Here is a 16950-nt window from a genome sequence, read left to right on the forward strand (position 1 = left end):
CCTCTCAGGTCGCGGGGCTATAGCTCAGCTGGTAGAGCACTTGCATGGCATGCAAGGGGTCAGGGGTTCAAATCCCCTTAGCTCCACTCGCAACTCGACGACAGGCGGTTCCAGTTCGCGCAGCACGCGCGGGCCGGGACCGCTTCGTTGTTTCCGCCCCACGCCGTCCCGTGCCGCCTCGCGCGATGCGGACTTCGCCCCCGCACCCCCGCCGTACGCCGGCCGCTCCGAGGGGGGGCGTCTGCGTTGGCGGGCGGACGGACGTACACGTCACGAAGCTCAGCAGGCAGGCGTATACGTCACGAAAGGTTCGGCAGGCGGACGTACACGTCACGAAGCGCGCCGTGCCGAGTCCGGGGCGCCGGTGTGCGCGCGACGCGGGCGCCGGGCGCTGGGCGGAGTCGTCTTCCGGGCCGCGGCCGAGCCGGGTGCGGCTGGGCGATCGATCGATCACTGACGGTGATTGCGGGTCACGGGCCCCGATCACGGTGAGGACCTGCGGGGATGGAGGCGCCTGTGGAGCCCCCGCGGTCACAGAGAGGCGAGCAGCGCGAGCTTCTCCGCGCTGTCGCTGCCGGGATGCGGATGCCAGATGACCAGCAGTTGGCCGGAAGGCCCGCTGATCACCAGCTTCTCCCGCATCAACTGCATCTCGCCCAGTTGGGGATGCGTCAGGCGCACCGGCGGCGTGCCGACCCGCGGCCGTACGTCGTGGCGGCTCCACAGCTCGCGGAAGCGCTGACTGCGCAGCGACAACTCACCGACCAGCTCCACGGTCCGCGCGTCGTCCGCGACGTCGGCGACGCTGGCGCGGAAGGCCGCGACCAGGTCCGCGGTCACGGCTTCCCAGTCCGGAAACAGCGCGCGCTCCTCCGGGGCCAGGAACATCGACAGCAGGCGGTTCTGCCCGGCCTGGAAGCTCGGCGACAGTGCCTCGGCGAGCCGGTTGGCGGCGAGCACGTCGAAGTGGTCGTCCTCCACGAACGACGGAAGGTTCAGCGATTCGACAAGAAGGCGGATGGTCGCCGGCGTGGAGGTCCGCCGTCGGCGGCGGCGCGTCGAGGACGGACGGGACGCCGCCACCCGCCGGAGGTGTTCGTTCGCCGCGTCGTCCAGGTCCAGCGCGCGGGCCAGGGAATCCAGCACCGCCGGTGAGGGATTGCGATTGCGTCCCTGTTCGAGCCGCAGGTAATAGTCGGCGCTGATACCGGCCAGCAGCGCGACCTCTTCACGGCGAAGGCCCGGCACGCGCCGGTTGTCGTCCGACGGCAGCCCCACGTCGCCGGGATGAATCCGCTCCCGCCGCGCCCTCAGATACTCACCCAGCAGATTGCTGTTGCTCACACGACGATTATGGCTCGACGGGCGGCCTTCTGCCTGGTCCTGTCGGCCCCAGGGTCAACAGGGACTGCCCCCGAAGGACATCACCCCTTTAGCGTGGAAAGCAGGTCGGCGATCGTCGGATCGTCCACGTGAGCAGAGGAGGGTCATGATGACGGAATCCAGGACAGCGAATGATGGCGCCACCCGGCGGGTGGCGGTCGTGACGGGCGGTAGCCGCGGCATCGGTCGGTCGGCGGTGCTGAATCTGGCCGCGCGAGGAGTCGATGTCGTCTTCACCTACAACTCCGACGCGAGTGCCGCGGAAGAGGTGGCCGCCGAAGGGCGCAAGCACGGTCGGCGCGTGAGTGCGCTGCAACTGGACGCGAGCAGGATCGACGGCATCGACGCGTTTGCCGGCCGGTTGCGCGCCGAACTCGCGGAGCTGGGCACGGACCGCTTCGACTACCTGGTCAACAACGCCGGAATCTGGCACACCGCCTCGTTCGAGGAGACCACGCCAGAGGATCTCGACAGGCTGTACGCCGTCAACATACGCGGAGTTTTCTTCGTCACGCAGAAGCTCGTTCCGCTGCTTCGCGATCAGGGCCGCATTCTGAACCTGTCCTCGGGGCTCGTCCGTTTCGTGTTCCCGGGCAAAACCGCGTACGCGGCGAGCAAGGGGGCGATCGAGCCGCTGACCAGGTATCTCGCCACCGAACTCGCTCCGCGCGGTATCCGGGTCAATACGCTGGCACCCGGTGCGACGGCGACCGACTTCAGCGGGGGCGTCATCCGGGACAACCCCGAGTACCGCAAGCGGGTCGGAGCCATCACCGCGCTCGGCCGTCCTGCCGAACCCGACGAGATCGGCCCGATCGTCGCCGCGGTGCTGTCGGACGACTTGCAATGGGTGAACGGCGAGCGGATCGAGGCATCCGGCGGCATGCGGCTTTGACCTCGGGCTGTGGGCAAGTGGCTTGCCCACGGTGTGATCGAGGACGGCAGCATTACTTCTGGCGTGCGACGGCGGGAATTTCCCGAGATTCTCCTCGCCCCGGCGTCCGGAAATGACGCTGAGCTCTTGCGGTCGAGGGGCGTCCGGTGATCGCCACATCGATTCCGCGGCGAACGCGCGCTCGATGGCCTTCGCCCTTGATGGTCGTCATGCGGCAGGCGGCGTCGGCCCGGGCCTTCACCCCGGCCTTCACCCCGGCCTTCTGTGAGGCGGCGAAGTACCCGTAGCCGGTCTCCCGCGGGACGAACTCGTGCGGGAGGTGCCCACCAGGGGCTTCCCCCGGTCGACGCAGCGGACGGCGTCCCTGAGCTGGCGCAGGGCCTGCTCCGGCGGCCGCCCGATGTCCAGGCCCTTCCCTCTCCGCCCAGCCCGCCGGGCCGATGGGGTGGACGCCGGAAATTTCCACCAGGCATCGGACACGTAGCTGGACACGTCGGTCGGATGCGGGCGCTTTCGTTGGTTCGCCTTTCGATGTTCCGTCGGCTGGCGGCTCGCCCCAGGGTGTGGATGGTGGCGAGCGGGGACGGCCTGGGATCAGCCAGGAGCGGAAGGGCGGAAACGGGACTTCAATTCAGCGAGGAAATCGAGGAGACCGGGGAATGGCACGTACGGAAAAGCGACGAGTGATCGCTGTCGAGGAGCACTTCGCCACTGAACAGTATTGGCGTGAGATCGAGGACCTCGCGGTAGCGCCGGGGGAGGAGATCGAGCAGGAGTTCGTCCTCAACTTTCCGAAGAACCCGCGGATGCGGCTGCGGCTCAGCGACATCCCGACGCGACTGTCGGAAATGGACACGGCCGGCGTCGACCTTTCGGTCCTGAGCCTCAATCCGCCCGGCGTACAGCTCTACGCGGACGCCGCCCGCGCCACGGAACTCGCCCGCGGGATGAACGACACGCTCGCGGACATCATCCGCCGCCATCCCGGGCGGTTCGCGGGCCTCGGGGCCGTCGCGCCACAAGATCCCGAAGCGGCGGCAGCCGAGGTGAGCCGCGTGATGGGGACGCCCGGATTCGGCGGCATACTCATCGGCTCCCATACGCACGGCCATTACCTCGACGAGCCGGAGATGGAGCCGTTGCTCGCCGCGCTTGAACGCGAGGACGCGACGCTGTATCTGCATCCGCGGTCGCCGAGTCCGCAGATGCTGGCGCCGTTCAGGGACTACGGCATGGTCGCGGCGCTGTGGGGTTTCCAGGCGGAGGTGGGAACGCACGCGATCAGGCTGATTCTCAGCGGCACGCTCGACCGCCACCCGAACCTGAAGATCGTGCTGGGGCACCTTGGCGAGGGACTGCCGTTCTGGCTGTGGCGGCTCGACAACATCCACGAGAAAACCTATCGCTGGGCCGGCGATCTGCTCGGCATGGCCGAGCTGGAACTCAAGCCGAGCGAGTACGTGTTGCGTAATTTCACGTTCACCACCAGCGGCATGTGCGACCCGGACGTCTTCGCGTACACCCTGGGCAAGGTCGGCGCGGAGCGACTCATGTTCGCGGTCGACTACCCGTACGAGGACAGCCACGTGGCCACCGCATTCCTGGACGCCCTCGACCTGACCGACGAGCAGCGTGCGCTGGTCAGCCATGCCAATGCGGAGCGGCTGTTCCGCGTCCCGGGAACGGCTACGCGTGAATGAGCACGCGCAACTCGACAACAGGCGATCCCTGTTCGCGCGGACCGCTCGGACCGCGCGGACCGGGATCGCCTCGTTGTTTCCGCCCCGCTCCGCCTCGCGCGGTGAGGGCTTCGGCTTCGGGCCTCCGCTGTCCGCCGCCCGCCGGTGCTCCTGGCACGGGTCGGCGTACGCGTGACGCGGTACGTCCGTGCCGGCCGGCCTGGGGGTGGGCGTGGCTGTTTTCCGGCTCCGTCGCAGGCGGACGTATACGTCACGATGAGTTCGGCACGCTGACGTGTACGTCACGAAGGGAGCCGTGGCGCGTCCGGGCCGCCGTAATGCGCGCGACGCGGGCGCCGGGCGGTGCCATGGTGAGCGGATGAGCGAACTGACGGATCGCGAGGCGTGGTTGGCCGCGCTGTACGAGGTGCTGAACCCCTGGGGCGGCAAGCCGGACGACGCGTTCTACCTGGAGTGGGTGATGGGCGCCGGCTCGGTGCTGGACGTGGGGTGCGGAACGGGCACGCTGCTGCGGCACGCGCGGGAGGCGGGGCACACCGGGCGGTTGTGCGGGCTGGATCCGGCACCGGTCATGCTCGCGCGGGCACGTGAGCGCGCGGACGTCGCATGGGTGCTCGGCACGGCCCGATCGGCGCCCGGCGACGGGGAGTTCGAGCTGGCGGTGATGACCGGGCACGCCTTCCAGCAACTGCTGACCGACGAGGAGGTCGCCGCGTCCCTGACCGCGATACGCCGGGCACTGACCGTCGGCGGCCGCTTCGTCTTCGAAACGCGCAACCCGGCCCACCGTTCCTGGGAGCGCTGGACCCCGCGGCACGGGACCGATGTCGTCGCGCCCACCGGGGAGCGCGTACGGGTCGAGCACGAGGTGTGCGTCCCGTTCGACGGCGACACCGTCACGTTCACCGAGACCTGCCGCGGCCCGGACCTGCCGCAGCCGCTGGTGAGCCGCGCCACCCTGCGGTTCCTCACCGCGGACCGGCTCGACGTGCTGCTGGCGGCGGCCGGGCTGGCGGTCGAGGCCCGGTACGGCGACTGGACGCGCGATCCGCTGACCGACGACAGCCCGGAGATCATCACGGTGGCCCGCCGCACCGGCTGACGGCGGCGGAGGCGAGGTGGCGCGACGGGTTCGCGTGCTGGCGGGCGGCGGAGGTGGGGTCGGCGGGCCGGATCGGGATGCTGGTGGGCGGCGGAGGTGGGGTCGGCGTGCGGGGTTCACCCGCTGACGGGCGCCGGATCAACGCGACGGGTTCGCCGGCTCACGGACAGCGGGCGCCCGATCAGCGTGACGGGCTCGCCGGCTTTCCCCCGCGGGCGGCCTCGCGGCGCTGCCGTTTGCCGAGCGGCGCCTGCGAGAGGTCCTCGGACTGCGCGGTGAGGTTCTTGAACGGCAGTCCCCGCTCGGTCAGCCAGGCCCGCGCGGTCCCCAGCGCCCGCTCCTGTGCCTTCAGGAGGTCCTCATCCGCCTCGCCGCCGTCCTGGAACCGGAAGGTGAAGAACGGCCGCGCCACCACGTCGTAGCTGAGGTGGCCCTCGGGGGTGAACGCGGCGAACAGCACGTCGTGCTCCGCCGCTCGCGCCAGCAGACCGGCCCGCTGCTCCGGCGTGAGGTCGTCGAAAGCGCCGCGGACGGTGATACGGAAGGTACGACTGCTCATGGCCCGAGCGTACGTGCGCGCCCGGACCGCGTCGCGTCAATTACGTGTACGTACGGGTACCGGCGGGCCCGCTGCATATACGTACGGGTCCGGCCGGCTCGCCACGCGTACGTATCGGATAGCGGGGAGTTCGTTACGTATACGTACGGGTACCGGTCGACCCGCCACGTGTACGTACCGGGTACTGGCGGGGCCCGCCACGCATACGGCGGGTCCCGGCAGGCTCGCTACGTATACGTACGGCCCGACCCGCCCGACGGCGCGTGCCACAGGCCCTCTGACCCCACCCGACCCGACGGCGTGGGCCGTGGGACCCGCCCCCACCCGACCCGACGGCCGGGTGCCGTGTACCGCGCGGTCGGCCTCGGCGCGCTTGAGTGGTCGGTCAGTCCGCGTAGGCGAGGTCGCCGCGGTCGGTGTGGGCGCCGCCGGTGCGGCCGGTCTGCCCGGGGATCACCGGCCACGGTGTGCGCAGCGCCCGTACCGCCTGGAAGCCCGCGACCGCCAGGAACACCAGGCCCACCAGGGGATAGGTGGCCGACAGCAGCATCTGGCCGGCGTTCTGCCGCAGTTCGTGGTGGCCGGTGGCTGCGTGCGGCACCAGCCACAGCGCGAACGAGCAGAACACCACCGCGGCCGCCGCCGCACCCACCCGCCACGGCACGGACCGCCGGCGCTGCGCCTCGGACGCCAGCAGCATCACCATCGGCACGCACCACACCCAGTGGTGCGACCAGGACACCGGGCTGACGAGCAGCGCGGTCGTGGCGCACGCGCACGCCGCCCAGGCCGGCCCGGACGGCAGCCGTTCGCCGGCCAGCGCGGCCGCCACCGCCACCGCCAGCCCCAGCAGCCCCACTAGCCCCGCGGCCAGCGCCCACGAGCCGTCGGGGTGCGTGGTGTGCAGCAGCCGGGCCAGTACGCCGCGCACCGACTGGTTGGCGGTGTCCTCCACCCGGCCGACCCGGTTCGCGGCGAAGATCATCCGGGTCCAGAAGGTCCGCGAGTCCGCCGGCAGCGCCAGCGCCGCCAGCGCCGCGGTCGTCGCGAAGGCGGCCAGCGCGACCCCGGCCCGCCGCAGCGCCGGGTTCCACACCGTCCGCCCGGCCCGCAGGCCCCGCCAGCCCTGTACGACGCCGACCAGCGCGAGGAACACCGCGAACAGCGCCGGCGTCAGCTTGATCCCGGCGGCCACCCCGATGCCGACGCCCGCCCAGCGGTGCCCGGAACGCCGGGTGAGGTCCCACAGCACCAGGACCGCCAGCAACAGGTTGATCTGGCCGTAGCGCAGCGTCGTCCACACCGGTTCGCACCACACCGCGACCGCGGCCGTGGCCAGGGTGGCCGCGGCGACCGGTATCCGGTGCGGCCGTCCGATCAGCCGCAGCGACAGGTGTACCACCGCCAGCAGCAGGCCGAGGTTGAACACGGTCGCGAACGCCCGCATCTCCGGCACCCGCATCCACGACAGGGGCTCGAACAGCAGCGCGGCGAACGGCGGATAGGTCGTCGGCAGGTGTGCGCTGGTGGCCACCATCGCGTACAGGTCCTGCCCGGTCCGTACCGTCCAGCCCTCGGCCCGGTACACCATGAGGTCGACCATCGACACCCGCGCCGCGTGCTGCGCCAGGCAGAACGCCGTGAACGACAGCAGGCACGCCACCGCGGCGACCGCTGTCGGCCGGCGGGCGACGTACCGCCGGACTCCGGCCGGGCGCGGGGCGGCGATCACCGGCTGCGTCGCGGTCACGGCTGCGCTCCTTGATCGGCTGGCGGGTCCGGGCCGGAGGCGCGGAAGCCCGACAGTACCCCGCACCCCGCCGGCGGCGGCAGGGTGCCGGGCCGGCCCCCAGCGGAACGATTTGGCGAAAGGGGGGCCGGTCCGTGTAATGTTTCCGTCGTCGCCAGGGAAACCGGGCGGTGACTGACCTGGGGCTATAGCTCAGCTGGTAGAGCACTTGCATGGCATGCAAGGGGTCAGGGGTTCAAATCCCCTTAGCTCCACTCGAAAACTCGAAACATTCGGGGATCGTTCACGGATGTTCTCGGGAACGTTTGGCGAGATCCCGTTCGGCTGAACAGGCCGGGCGGGATCTTTTCGTTGTCCGGGCCGTTCCCCGGGCGCGCCGGTGCGCTGTCCGAACGCGTGACGCCCCGGCATCACGCACACCGGGGCCCGGACAGCGCAGCTGCCCGGGCCCCGCGAACCTGCCCCGCCGTCCGCCCCGGAGGCGTTGCGGGGTCAGATCTGGTTGAAGATCTTCGAGTAGGCGTAGCCGACGGCCTTGTCGTACTCGTCGACCTCCCAGAACGACAGCTCCTGCACGCCCTTGGACGCGGCGAAGCTCTCCAGCGTGGAGGCGTCGAACTGGCTGAAGTTCTCGTCGTCGTCGTTCTGGCCGGCGATCGGGGTCAGACCCATGCGGGCCCAGTTGTCCGCGGCGGAGCCGCCGTAGATGTCCGCCAGCTGCGAGGCGGTGGCGTTGGCTCCCGACTCGGCGTCGTTGAGCGCGTTCTCGCCGTCACCGAAGTCCATGGTCATGATGTTGACCAGGTTGACGTTGACGCCCGCGGACTTCGCGTCCGACAGCATCTGCTGCGCGTCGGACTCCAGGCCCGAGGGGGCCACCGGCACCGTGAAGTCGATCTGCACGGAGGGGTCGGCCTGCTGGAGCGCCGCGAGGGCCTGGTCGCGGCGCTGGTTGGACGCGGTGTCGTCCATGGCACCGCCCTCGATGTCGAAGTCGAGGCGGTTGACGCCGTAGGTGGAGACCACGTTCTGGTACGCGGCGGTCAGGTCGGAGACCGACGTACACGACTGGGCCAGCTCGGTGCTGCCGGCGCCGCCGAACGAGATGATCACCGAACCGCCGGACGACTTGAGGTCGTTGATCTGCGAGGTGTACGCGCCGACGGGGTCGCCGCCGTCCTCCCACTGGAGGGTGCAGCCGGACGACGAGGTCAGGAAGGCCAGCGTGTAGTAGTTCAGGCCGGTCGCCGACTGGTCGGCCGCCATGTCGCCGACGGTGTCGCTGCCGAGCTGGAGGTAAGGGGCGGCGTACTGCGACGGGAACGAGTCCGCCGCCTGGGCCTGGCCGGCGGTGCCCATCAGCAGCAGTGCGGGGGTTGCTGCGACGACGGCGGCGAGGCAGGTACGCGCGAGGTTCTTGGTCATGTGGGGGGAGACCCTCTCAAGTCCGCGTAGCTGTTAGGAAACCTTCCTAACTTGGCGACGATGGTGTTCCGCGTCGTGATGGCTGTCAAGACATCGGACAGGAACGGGATTTGCGCCGCGGACTCCCGAACGCGCGGCGGAACGGTCCGCCGCGGGTGCCGTGGGCCGGCGTTCGGCGCAACCGGCGCCGACGGGACCGAAGTTGACGTGCGGCGCTCGCCACCGGGTTCCGTCGCGGACCGGAGCCCGCTGTCACCAGGCGGTTCACCGGTGCCGCGGGAAAAATCAACGTGACACCGAACGAGCGCACTTGACCATCTCTTGACGCAATCATGATCCTGACGTGAACAGATCAGCGCAAGAGTTTCGCGAGTGGCACGTGTACTCACTGGTATCCGGTGAGCCGTCCCACATCACGCGACGACTTGTTTCGCTGGGGGTTTCATGAAGCTGGACCGCTACAGAACTCGCGCCGGACTGGCGGTGGCGGCGACGCTGCCGCTGGTGGCCGGTGCCCTGGCCATGGGGATACCCTCCGCCCAGGCCGCCTCGCACACCCGCGAGACGATCGCCGACACCAAGCCCGCCTGGGCCACCGCCTCGGCCGACCGGGGCACCGCCTCGTCCTCGACCACGGTGCGCGCCCGCGTCTACCTCGCCGGCCGCGACGCCCAGGGCCTCGCCGCCTACGCCCGCGGCGTCTCGGACCCCTCCTCCGCCACCTACGGCAAGTACCTGAGCGCCCAGCAGGTCAAGGCCCGCTACGGCGCCACCCGGGCCCAGGTCGCGGCCGTCACGGCGTGGCTGAAGTCCTCCGGGCTGAAGGTCACCGCCAGCACCGCCCACTACATCGCCGTCAGCGGCGACCAGGCGGCCGTGCACAAGGCGTTCGGCACCACGCTGCACAACTACACCAAGGCCGGCCGGACCTACCACGCCCCGGCCGGCGACGCCACGGTGCCGGCCTCGCTCGACGGCGCCGTGCTCACCGTCACCGGCCTGGACAACGCCCCGGCGCTGGCCACCCACGACGGCGTCACCGGTGCCGGCACCACCCGCGCCGCGGCCCCGCAGACCGCCACGCCCGACGTCATGCAGCCGACGGCCAAGCAACTGCCGCCGCCGGAGGCCGCGTTCGTCAACGCCGGTCCGTTCTCCTCGTACTACGGCTCGAACACCGACAGCAAGCTCCCCGAGGCGTACGGCAGCCACGCCGCCTACGTCGTCAAGGGCTACACCGGCACCCAGCTGCGCTCGGTATACGGCGCGGGCAAGTACACCGGCAAGGGCGCCACCGTCGCCATCGTCGACGCCTACGCCTCCAGCTACATCGCCTCGGACGCCGCCACGTACGCCAAGCGCAACGGCGACGCCAAGTACGCGGCCGGCCAGCTCACCCAGGTGCTGCCCGCCAAGTACAACAGCATCGCCTCGTGCGGCGCGGCCGGCTGGTACGGCGAGGAGACCCTCGACGTCGAGGCGGTGCACGCGCTCGCCCCGGCGGCCGGCATCACCTACGTCGGCGCCGCCTCGTGCAACGACGACGACCTGATGGACTCGCTGTCGAAGATCGTCGACAACCACCTGGCCGACATCGTCTCCAACTCCTGGAGCGGCTCGGAGCTCGGCGAGACCGCCGACCAGGTCGCCGCCTACGACCAGATCTTCCAGCAGGGCGCGGTCGAGGGCATCGGCTTCTACTTCTCCTCCGGTGACGACGGCGACCAGGCCACCGCCACCGACCCGGCCAACGTCGGCAGCCCGGTCAACTCCGACTGGGTCACCGCGGTCGGCGGCACCTCCGTCGCCATCGGCAAGAAGAACAACTACGAGTGGGAGACCGGCTGGGGCACCGACAAGGCCGCCCTGTCCGACGACGGCACCCAGTGGACCGGGTTCCCCGGCACCTTCAACGGCGGCGCCGGCGGCGGCACCAGCACCCTGGTCGCCCAGCCGTACTACCAGAAGGGCGTCGTCCCGGCCGCGCTGAGCAAGGCCGGCGGCGGCAAGGCCATGCGCACCGTGCCGGACATCGCGGCCGTCGCCGACCCCAACACCGGCTTCCTCATGGGTGAGACGCAGACCTTCCCCGACGGCGTCCGCTACGGCGAGTACCGCATCGGCGGCACCTCGCTGGCCTGCCCGGCGATCGCGGCCCTCCAGGCCGACGTCCAGCAGGCCCGCGGCGGCATCCCGGTCGGCTTCGCCAACCCGGCCATCTACGACCGGTACGGCACGCCGTCCCTGCACGACGTGACCGACCACCCGCTCGGCCAGAACCAGGGCATCGCCAACGTCCGCGTCGACTACGCCAACAGCACCGACGCCAGCGGCGGCCTGCTGACCTCGATCCGCACCTTCGGCACCGACACCTCGCTGCACGCCACCGTGGGCTACGACGACGTCACCGGCGTCGGCACCCCCGGCGACGGCTACGTCGCGTCGTACAAGCCGAACAAGGGCTGACGCCCACCGGTGCGCCCGGGAGACCCGCGACAGCCGCGACGGCTGAGGTCTCCCGGGCGTACCGGACGCCGGCGCCCGCGCCCGTCACGCGATGCCTGCGCCCGCACCGCATGCCGGGCCGCACCGGACGTCTGCGCCCGCATCGCGTATCGCGTACGCCGGTAAACGCTCCGCGTACCGCGTGCACCGGTGAGATCCCCGGACGCCGCGTACACCGGCGGGCCCACATATCGCGCGCACCGGCGAGGCCCCCGCGTGCCGTGTACGTCGGTACAGGTCTCCGATCGTCACGTATACCGCCGCACGCCCCCCGGACGCCGCGTATACCGGTGAGGTCCCCGGCGTGTGTGCGGTAACCTGACCGCATGCGTGCCGTACGCCTTCTCCTTAGCAAGCCGCGCTGACAACGATCCACGTCAGTGCGGCGCCCCCTCCTGAGTGAGGGGCTTTTTTGTTTTGGGGAACCGGATCGGCCGCCACCCACGGGCGGCGCGGCTGCCATCCGCAGGCCGAGCACCGCAGGGCCTGCCACGACATCACGGAGCTTCGACGGACATGAGCGAGACCACCCCGAGCGCCACGCCTGAGCGGGCCGTGCCCTTCAAGTACGAGGCCGCCCTGGCCGCCGAGATCGAAGGCCGCTGGCAGGACCTGTGGGAACGGGAGGGCACCTTCGAGGCGCCCAACCCGGGCGGCGGCACGCTGGGCGGCTCCGCCGAGGTCACGGCGCGGCCCAAGAAGTTCATCATGGACATGTTCCCGTATCCCTCCGGTGCCGGGCTGCACGTCGGCCACCCGCTGGGCTACATCGCCACCGACGTATACGCGCGATTCCAGCGCATGACCGGCCACAACGTGCTGCACACCCTGGGATTCGACGCGTTCGGCCTGCCCGCCGAGCAGTACGCCGTGCAGACCGGCACCCACCCCCGGCTGACCACCGAGGCCAACATGCTCACCATGCGCGCGCAGCTGCGCAGCCTGGGCCTGGGCCACGACAAGCGCCGCTCGGTCGCCACCATCGACCCGGAGTTCTACCGCTGGACCCAGTGGATCTTCCTCCAGGTCTTCAACTCCTGGTACGACGAGTCCGCCGGCCGGGCCCGCCCGATCGCCGAACTGGTCGCCGCGTTCGCCTCCGGTGCCCGCCCCACCCCCGACGGCCGCCCCTGGGACGAGCTGACCGCCGTCGAGCGCGCCGACGTCCTGAGCGGCCACCGCCTGGCGTACGCCTCCGAATCGCCGGTCAACTGGTGCCCCGGGCTGGGCACCGTGCTGGCCAACGAGGAGGTCACCTCCGACGGCCGTTCCGAGCGCGGCAACTTCCCCGTCTTCAAGGCCAAGCTGCGCCAGTGGATGATGCGCATCACCGCCTACGCCGACCGGCTGATCGACGACCTGGACACGCTGGACTGGCCCGAGGCCATCAAACTCCAGCAGCGCAACTGGATCGGCCGCTCCGAAGGCGCCCGGATCGACTTCGCCGTCCCCGCCGACGGCCGCCAGGACGCCCGCATCACCGTCTTCTCCACCCGGCAGGACACCCTGTTCGGCGCCACCTACATGGTGCTGGCCCCCGAACACGACCTGGTCGACGCGATCGTGCCGGACGCCTGGCCGGACGACACCCGCCCGGTGTGGACCGGCGGCCACGCCACCCCCGCCGAGGCCGTCGCCGGCTACCGCAAGCAGGCCGCCGCCAAGTCCGACGTCGAGCGGCAGGCCGACGCCAAGGACAAGACCGGCGTGTTCACCGGCGCGTACGCGATCAACCCGGTCAGCGGCGAACGCGTCCCGGTCTTCATCGCCGACTACGTTCTGATGGGCTACGGCACCGGCGCCATCATGGCCGTCCCCGCCCACGACTCCCGCGACTTCGCGTTCGCCCGCGCCTTCGAACTGCCCATGCGCTGCGTGGTCGAGCCCTCCGACGGCCGCGGTACCGACCCCGACACCTGGGACGCCTCGTTCGACGCCTACGACGCGCGGATCATCAACTCCGCCGGCGCCAGCGTCTCCCTCGACGGGCTGGACGTCACCGAGGCCAAGGCCACCATGGCCGCCTGGCTGTCGGACAACGGCATCGGCGAGGGCACCGTCAACTTCCGGCTGCGCGACTGGCTCTTCAGCCGCCAGCGCTACTGGGGCGAGCCGTTCCCCATCGTCTACGACACCGACGGCGTCGCCCACGCGGTGCCGGAGTCGATGCTGCCGGTGGAACTGCCCGAGGTCGAGGACTACAGCCCCCGCACCTTCGACCCCCAGGACGCCCACACCTCCCCCGAGACCCCGCTGTCGCGCAACGAGGACTGGGTCAACGTCGAACTCGACCTCGGCGACGGCCGCGGCGTCCAGCCGTACCGCCGCGAGACCAACACCATGCCCAACTGGGCCGGTTCCTGCTGGTACGAGCTGCGCTACCTCGACCCCGCCAACAGCGACCGCCTGGTCGACCCGGACGTCGAGTCGTACTGGATGGGCCCCCGCGAGGGACAGCCGGCCGGCGGCGTCGACCTGTATGTCGGCGGCGCCGAACACGCCGTCCTGCACCTGCTGTACTCCCGCTTCTGGCACAAGGTGCTGTTCGACCTGGGCCACGTCTCGTCGTTCGAACCGTTCCACAAGCTGTTCAACCAGGGCATGATCACCGCCTACGTCTACCGTGACGAACGCGGCTTCCCGGTGCCCGCCACCGAGGTCGAGGAGCGCGACGGCGCCTTCTTCCACCAGGGCCAGCCGGTGCGCCGCGAACACGGCAAGATGGGCAAGTCCCTGAAGAACGCCGTCACCCCCGACGAGATCTGCGCCGAATACGGTGCCGACACGCTGCGCCTGTACGAGATGGCGATGGGCCCGCTGGACGTCTCCCGCCCGTGGGACACCCGCGCGGTCGTCGGCTCGTACCGCTTCCTCCAGCGCCTGTGGCGCAACATGGTCGACGAGACCACCGGCGAGGTCACCGTCGTCGACGACGAGCCCGACGAGGCCACCCTGCGCGCCCTGCACAAGGCCATCGACGGCGTCCGCCACGACATGGACAACCTGCGGTTCAACACGGCCATCGCCAAGGCGACCGAGCTGAACAACCACGTCACCAAGCTGGACCGGGTGCCGCGCACGGTGGCGGAGAGCATGGTGCTGCTGGTCGCCCCGCTCGCCCCGCACATCGCCGAGGAACTGTGGCGCAAGCTGGGCCACCCGCACTCCCTCACCCACCAGGACTTCCCGGTGGCCGACCCCGCCTACGTCCAGGACGAGACCGTCACCTGCGTCGTCCAGGTCAAGGGCAAGGTCAAGGCCCGCCTGGAGGTCGCCCCGGACATCACCGACGCCGACCTGGAGGCGCTGGCACTGGCCGACGCGGGCGTCGTCGCCGCGATCGGCGCCGCGGCCGTCCGCAAGGTCGTCGTCCGCGCGCCGAAGCTGGTCAACATCGTCACCGGCTGACGCCGCGAGGTGTGCAAGGGGTCGTTCCCGGATCCGTACGGAACCCGGGAGCGGCCCCTTTCGTTTACCGGGGGAGCGGCGCCTGCTGCGTTGTGCCGGGGGAGTGGCCTCCCGCCTTCGCCGTGGGGGCGGCTTGATGCGGTTGGCGTGGGAGCGGCTTCCTGCGGTTACCGTGGAGGAAGCGAAAGCCCGGACGCGGGCACCGGATGCGGGCGGGCATCGAGACACAGAAGCATCGAGGCACACAGGTACCGAGGCACAGAGACACAGAGGCACCGACGGAGGGGACGCCATGGAGGCCGTACTCGGCGTGATCGCGCTGTTCATGATCGTCGCTGTGTCCGTCGGCACGTTCCTGCTGGTCAAGGCGGCCCGCGCGGTCCAGCGCGGCGTCGAGCGCACCAGCGTCCAGGCCCGGCGGGTGGTCGAGGAGACCACGCTCAAGGCGAAACGCGTCCAGCCCGGCCCGGCCGGCCAGCTCGCCGCCCTGCGGCTGGAACTGCGCACGTCCATGGTCGACACCCGGCACGCGCTGGAGTCCGGGATACCCGCCGACCCGTCGCTGACGGAGGCGCTGGCCCTGCTGGAGCGGCTGCGCGCACACGCCCACGCCCTCGACGATGAGCTGCGCCTGCTGGAACGCGAACCCGACAGGACCCGGCTCGCCGCCCGGCTGCCGGAACTGCGCGAGCGGACCGGCCGCGTCACCCACTCGGCGGACTCCCTGCGCTGGGCCGCCCAGGACCGCGCCCGCCAGTTCGACGACGACGACCTCGCCGCCCTGGGCCGCCAGATCGAGGTCGAGGCCGGAGCGCTGCGCCACTGGGTCCCTACCGATCTCTCCGAGGGTGAGGGTGAGAGTGCGGGGCCGGGGCAGGTTCCGGGGTCCGGGCAGGTACCGGGGGCGGGATGGATTTCGGGGGCGGAGGAACGCGGGAAGTTGCGGTAGTCGTTGCGGCGGGCGGGGCCGGGGTCGGCTGTGTGGCTGTGACCGTGGTCGGAGTCGGGTCGGAGTAGTCGGAGCCGGAGCGGGGGCGGCGTTGGTGGCGGGGCGGGCGGCCGGGCCAGAGCGAGAGCCGGAGTCGGCATCGGAACGGCTGCCCAGGCCAGAACGGGAGCCAGAATCGGAGCGGGAGCCCGAGCGGGAGCCGGGGGCAGCGCTGGTGGCGGGTGGGGTGGGTGGTTCGCCCGGTCGGCGCCGGGTAGGCGCGGCATCGTGGAGCGAACGGGCCGGCGGGCTGTGAACGTGGTCACGTCGTGACCGAACGGGAAGAGCGATCTGATGACAGATCGGGCGTTCGGTATGCCCGTTGGTGGAGGCGCACCTCCCCGGCCGGTAATCTCCCGCTCATGTCCGCCCATGTCGCCATCGTCACGGATTCCACGGCCTACCTGCCGCCGGAGGCGCTGGCCCAGCACCGGATCACGGTCGTGCCGCTCGCCGTGATCATTGGTGACGAGGCACTGGAGGAGGGCACGGAGGTGTCCGCCCGTTCGGTCGCCGCCGCGTTGCAGCGCCGCCGCCCGGTCACCACGTCCCGCCCGGCGCCCGAGGAGTTCGCCGCCACCTATCGCGCCGCCGCGGCCGCGGGGGCCGGGGCGGTGGTCTCCCTGCACCTGTCGGCCGAGTTCTCCGGCACCTACGAGGCCGCCTGCCTGGCCGCTGCCGACGCGCCGCTGCCGGTGCGGGTAGTGGACACCGGGATGGTCGGCATGGCCCTCGGCTTCCCGGTGCTCGCCGCCGCTGAGGCCGCCGACGCCGGCGGCACGCCCGACGACATCGTCGCCGCCGCCCGCGCCCGCGCCGCCGAGACCTCCGCGTACTTCTACGTCGACACCCTCGACTACCTGCGCCGCGGCGGCCGTATCGGCGCCGCCCAGGCCCTGCTGGGATCGGCCCTCGCGGTCAAGCCGCTGCTCCAACTGACGGACGGGCGGATCCAGTTGATGGAGAAGGTCCGCACCGCGTCCAGGGCCGTCGCCCGCCTGGAGGAGATCGTCGCCGACCGCGCCGGGGACCACCGCGTCGACATCGCCGTCCACCACCTGGCCGCCCCCGACCGCGCCCACGCCCTGGCGGAACGCCTGCGCGCCCGCGTTCCCCACCTCATCGACCTGCACGTCAGCGAGGTGGGCGCGGTCATCGGCGCCCACACCGGCCCCGGCCTGCTCGCAGCGGTGGTCTCTCCGCGCTGAGGCGGAGGCTTCTCCGCGCTGAGGCGG

11 protein-coding genes and 2 tRNA genes are annotated in these 16950 nt (G+C 71.1%); 9 read left to right on the forward strand and 4 right to left on the reverse strand.

What is annotated here, in order from left to right:
* Nucleotides 1-13 precede the first annotated feature (13 nt).
* A tRNA-Ala gene (locus POF43_RS19075) sits at nucleotides 14-86 on the forward strand.
* Between the two features lie 445 nt (nucleotides 87-531).
* Here POF43_RS19075 and POF43_RS19080 read toward each other — a convergent pair.
* Nucleotides 532-1344 carry a helix-turn-helix transcriptional regulator gene (locus tag POF43_RS19080; RefSeq protein ID WP_271323787.1) on the reverse strand — a complete coding sequence of 271 codons (813 nt, stop codon included), beginning with the start codon at nucleotides 1342-1344 and terminating at the stop codon, nucleotides 532-534.
* A 145-nt stretch (nucleotides 1345-1489) separates the two neighbouring features.
* On the opposite strand from POF43_RS19080, the gene POF43_RS19085 reads away from it, so the two are divergent.
* The 3 genes from POF43_RS19085 (at nucleotide 1490) to POF43_RS19095 (ending at nucleotide 5080) form a co-directional block, all read left to right on the forward strand.
* Nucleotides 1490-2278, forward strand: coding sequence for an SDR family NAD(P)-dependent oxidoreductase (locus POF43_RS19085; RefSeq protein WP_271323786.1), 789 nt, complete (start codon nucleotides 1490-1492; stop codon nucleotides 2276-2278).
* A gap of 659 nt (nucleotides 2279-2937) precedes the next feature.
* On the forward strand, nucleotides 2938-3978 hold the full coding sequence (locus tag POF43_RS19090; protein WP_271323785.1) for an amidohydrolase family protein: 1041 nt from the start codon (nucleotides 2938-2940) through the stop codon (nucleotides 3976-3978).
* 358 nt (nucleotides 3979-4336) lie between these two features.
* Nucleotides 4337-5080 carry a class I SAM-dependent methyltransferase gene (locus tag POF43_RS19095; protein ID WP_271323784.1) on the forward strand — a complete coding sequence of 248 codons (744 nt, stop codon included), beginning with the start codon at nucleotides 4337-4339 and terminating at the stop codon, nucleotides 5078-5080.
* A gap of 181 nt (nucleotides 5081-5261) precedes the next feature.
* Here POF43_RS19095 and POF43_RS19100 read toward each other — a convergent pair whose 3' ends face one another.
* On the reverse strand, nucleotides 5262-5639 hold the full coding sequence (locus POF43_RS19100) for a DUF6204 family protein (RefSeq protein WP_271326101.1): 378 nt from the start codon (nucleotides 5637-5639) through the stop codon (nucleotides 5262-5264).
* 385 nt (nucleotides 5640-6024) lie between these two features.
* Nucleotides 6025-7389 carry a glycosyltransferase 87 family protein gene (locus POF43_RS19105; protein WP_271315559.1) on the reverse strand — a complete coding sequence of 455 codons (1365 nt, stop codon included), beginning with the start codon at nucleotides 7387-7389 and terminating at the stop codon, nucleotides 6025-6027.
* A gap of 181 nt (nucleotides 7390-7570) precedes the next feature.
* On the opposite strand from POF43_RS19105, the gene POF43_RS19110 reads away from it, so the two are divergent.
* Nucleotides 7571-7643 (forward strand) — tRNA-Ala (locus POF43_RS19110).
* Between the two features lie 238 nt (nucleotides 7644-7881).
* Here POF43_RS19110 and POF43_RS19115 read toward each other — a convergent pair.
* Entirely contained in the window at nucleotides 7882-8814 is a 933-nt protein-coding gene (locus tag POF43_RS19115; RefSeq protein WP_271323993.1) for a glycosyl hydrolase family 18 protein, read from the reverse strand.
* A gap of 444 nt (nucleotides 8815-9258) precedes the next feature.
* Between POF43_RS19115 and POF43_RS19120 the strand changes: the two genes are divergently transcribed.
* From POF43_RS19120 to POF43_RS19135, 4 genes are all read left to right on the forward strand, one after another.
* Nucleotides 9259-11280 (forward strand): S53 family peptidase, encoded by a 2022-nt coding sequence (locus POF43_RS19120; protein WP_271323994.1) that lies wholly within the window; start codon nucleotides 9259-9261, stop codon nucleotides 11278-11280.
* Nucleotides 11281-11835: 555 nt separating this feature from the next.
* Entirely contained in the window at nucleotides 11836-14727 is a 2892-nt protein-coding gene (leuS, locus tag POF43_RS19125; protein ID WP_271323995.1) for a leucine--tRNA ligase, read from the forward strand.
* Nucleotides 14728-15019: 292 nt separating this feature from the next.
* Nucleotides 15020-15676 (forward strand): hypothetical protein, encoded by a 657-nt coding sequence (locus POF43_RS19130; RefSeq protein WP_282704659.1) that lies wholly within the window; start codon nucleotides 15020-15022, stop codon nucleotides 15674-15676.
* 401 nt (nucleotides 15677-16077) lie between these two features.
* Nucleotides 16078-16923 (forward strand): DegV family protein, encoded by an 846-nt coding sequence (locus POF43_RS19135; RefSeq protein WP_271326012.1) that lies wholly within the window; start codon nucleotides 16078-16080, stop codon nucleotides 16921-16923.
* Nucleotides 16924-16950 lie beyond the last annotated feature (27 nt).

The organism is Streptantibioticus silvisoli (assembly GCF_027947535.2).
In the GTDB taxonomy this organism is placed as follows: Bacteria; Actinomycetota; Actinomycetes; order Streptomycetales; family Streptomycetaceae; genus Streptantibioticus_C; species Streptantibioticus_C silvisoli.

Bases quoted from the DNA above. Each gene is read 5' to 3' on its own strand.
- POF43_RS19085 (WP_271323786.1), top strand. From the start codon at position 1,490: ATGATGACGGAATCCAGGACAGCGAATGATGGCGCCACCCGGCGGGTG.
- POF43_RS19090 (WP_271323785.1), top strand. From the start codon at position 2,938: ATGGCACGTACGGAAAAGCGACGAGTGATCGCTGTCGAGGAGCACTTC.
- POF43_RS19095 (WP_271323784.1), top strand. From the start codon at position 4,337: ATGAGCGAACTGACGGATCGCGAGGCGTGGTTGGCCGCGCTGTACGAG.
- POF43_RS19100 (WP_271326101.1), bottom strand. From the start codon at position 5,639: ATGAGCAGTCGTACCTTCCGTATCACCGTCCGCGGCGCTTTCGACGAC.
- POF43_RS19115 (WP_271323993.1), bottom strand. From the start codon at position 8,814: ATGACCAAGAACCTCGCGCGTACCTGCCTCGCCGCCGTCGTCGCAGCA.
- POF43_RS19120 (WP_271323994.1), top strand. From the start codon at position 9,259: ATGAAGCTGGACCGCTACAGAACTCGCGCCGGACTGGCGGTGGCGGCG.
- leuS (WP_271323995.1), top strand. From the start codon at position 11,836: ATGAGCGAGACCACCCCGAGCGCCACGCCTGAGCGGGCCGTGCCCTTC.
- POF43_RS19130 (WP_282704659.1), top strand. From the start codon at position 15,020: ATGGAGGCCGTACTCGGCGTGATCGCGCTGTTCATGATCGTCGCTGTG.
- POF43_RS19135 (WP_271326012.1), top strand. From the start codon at position 16,078: ATGTCCGCCCATGTCGCCATCGTCACGGATTCCACGGCCTACCTGCCG.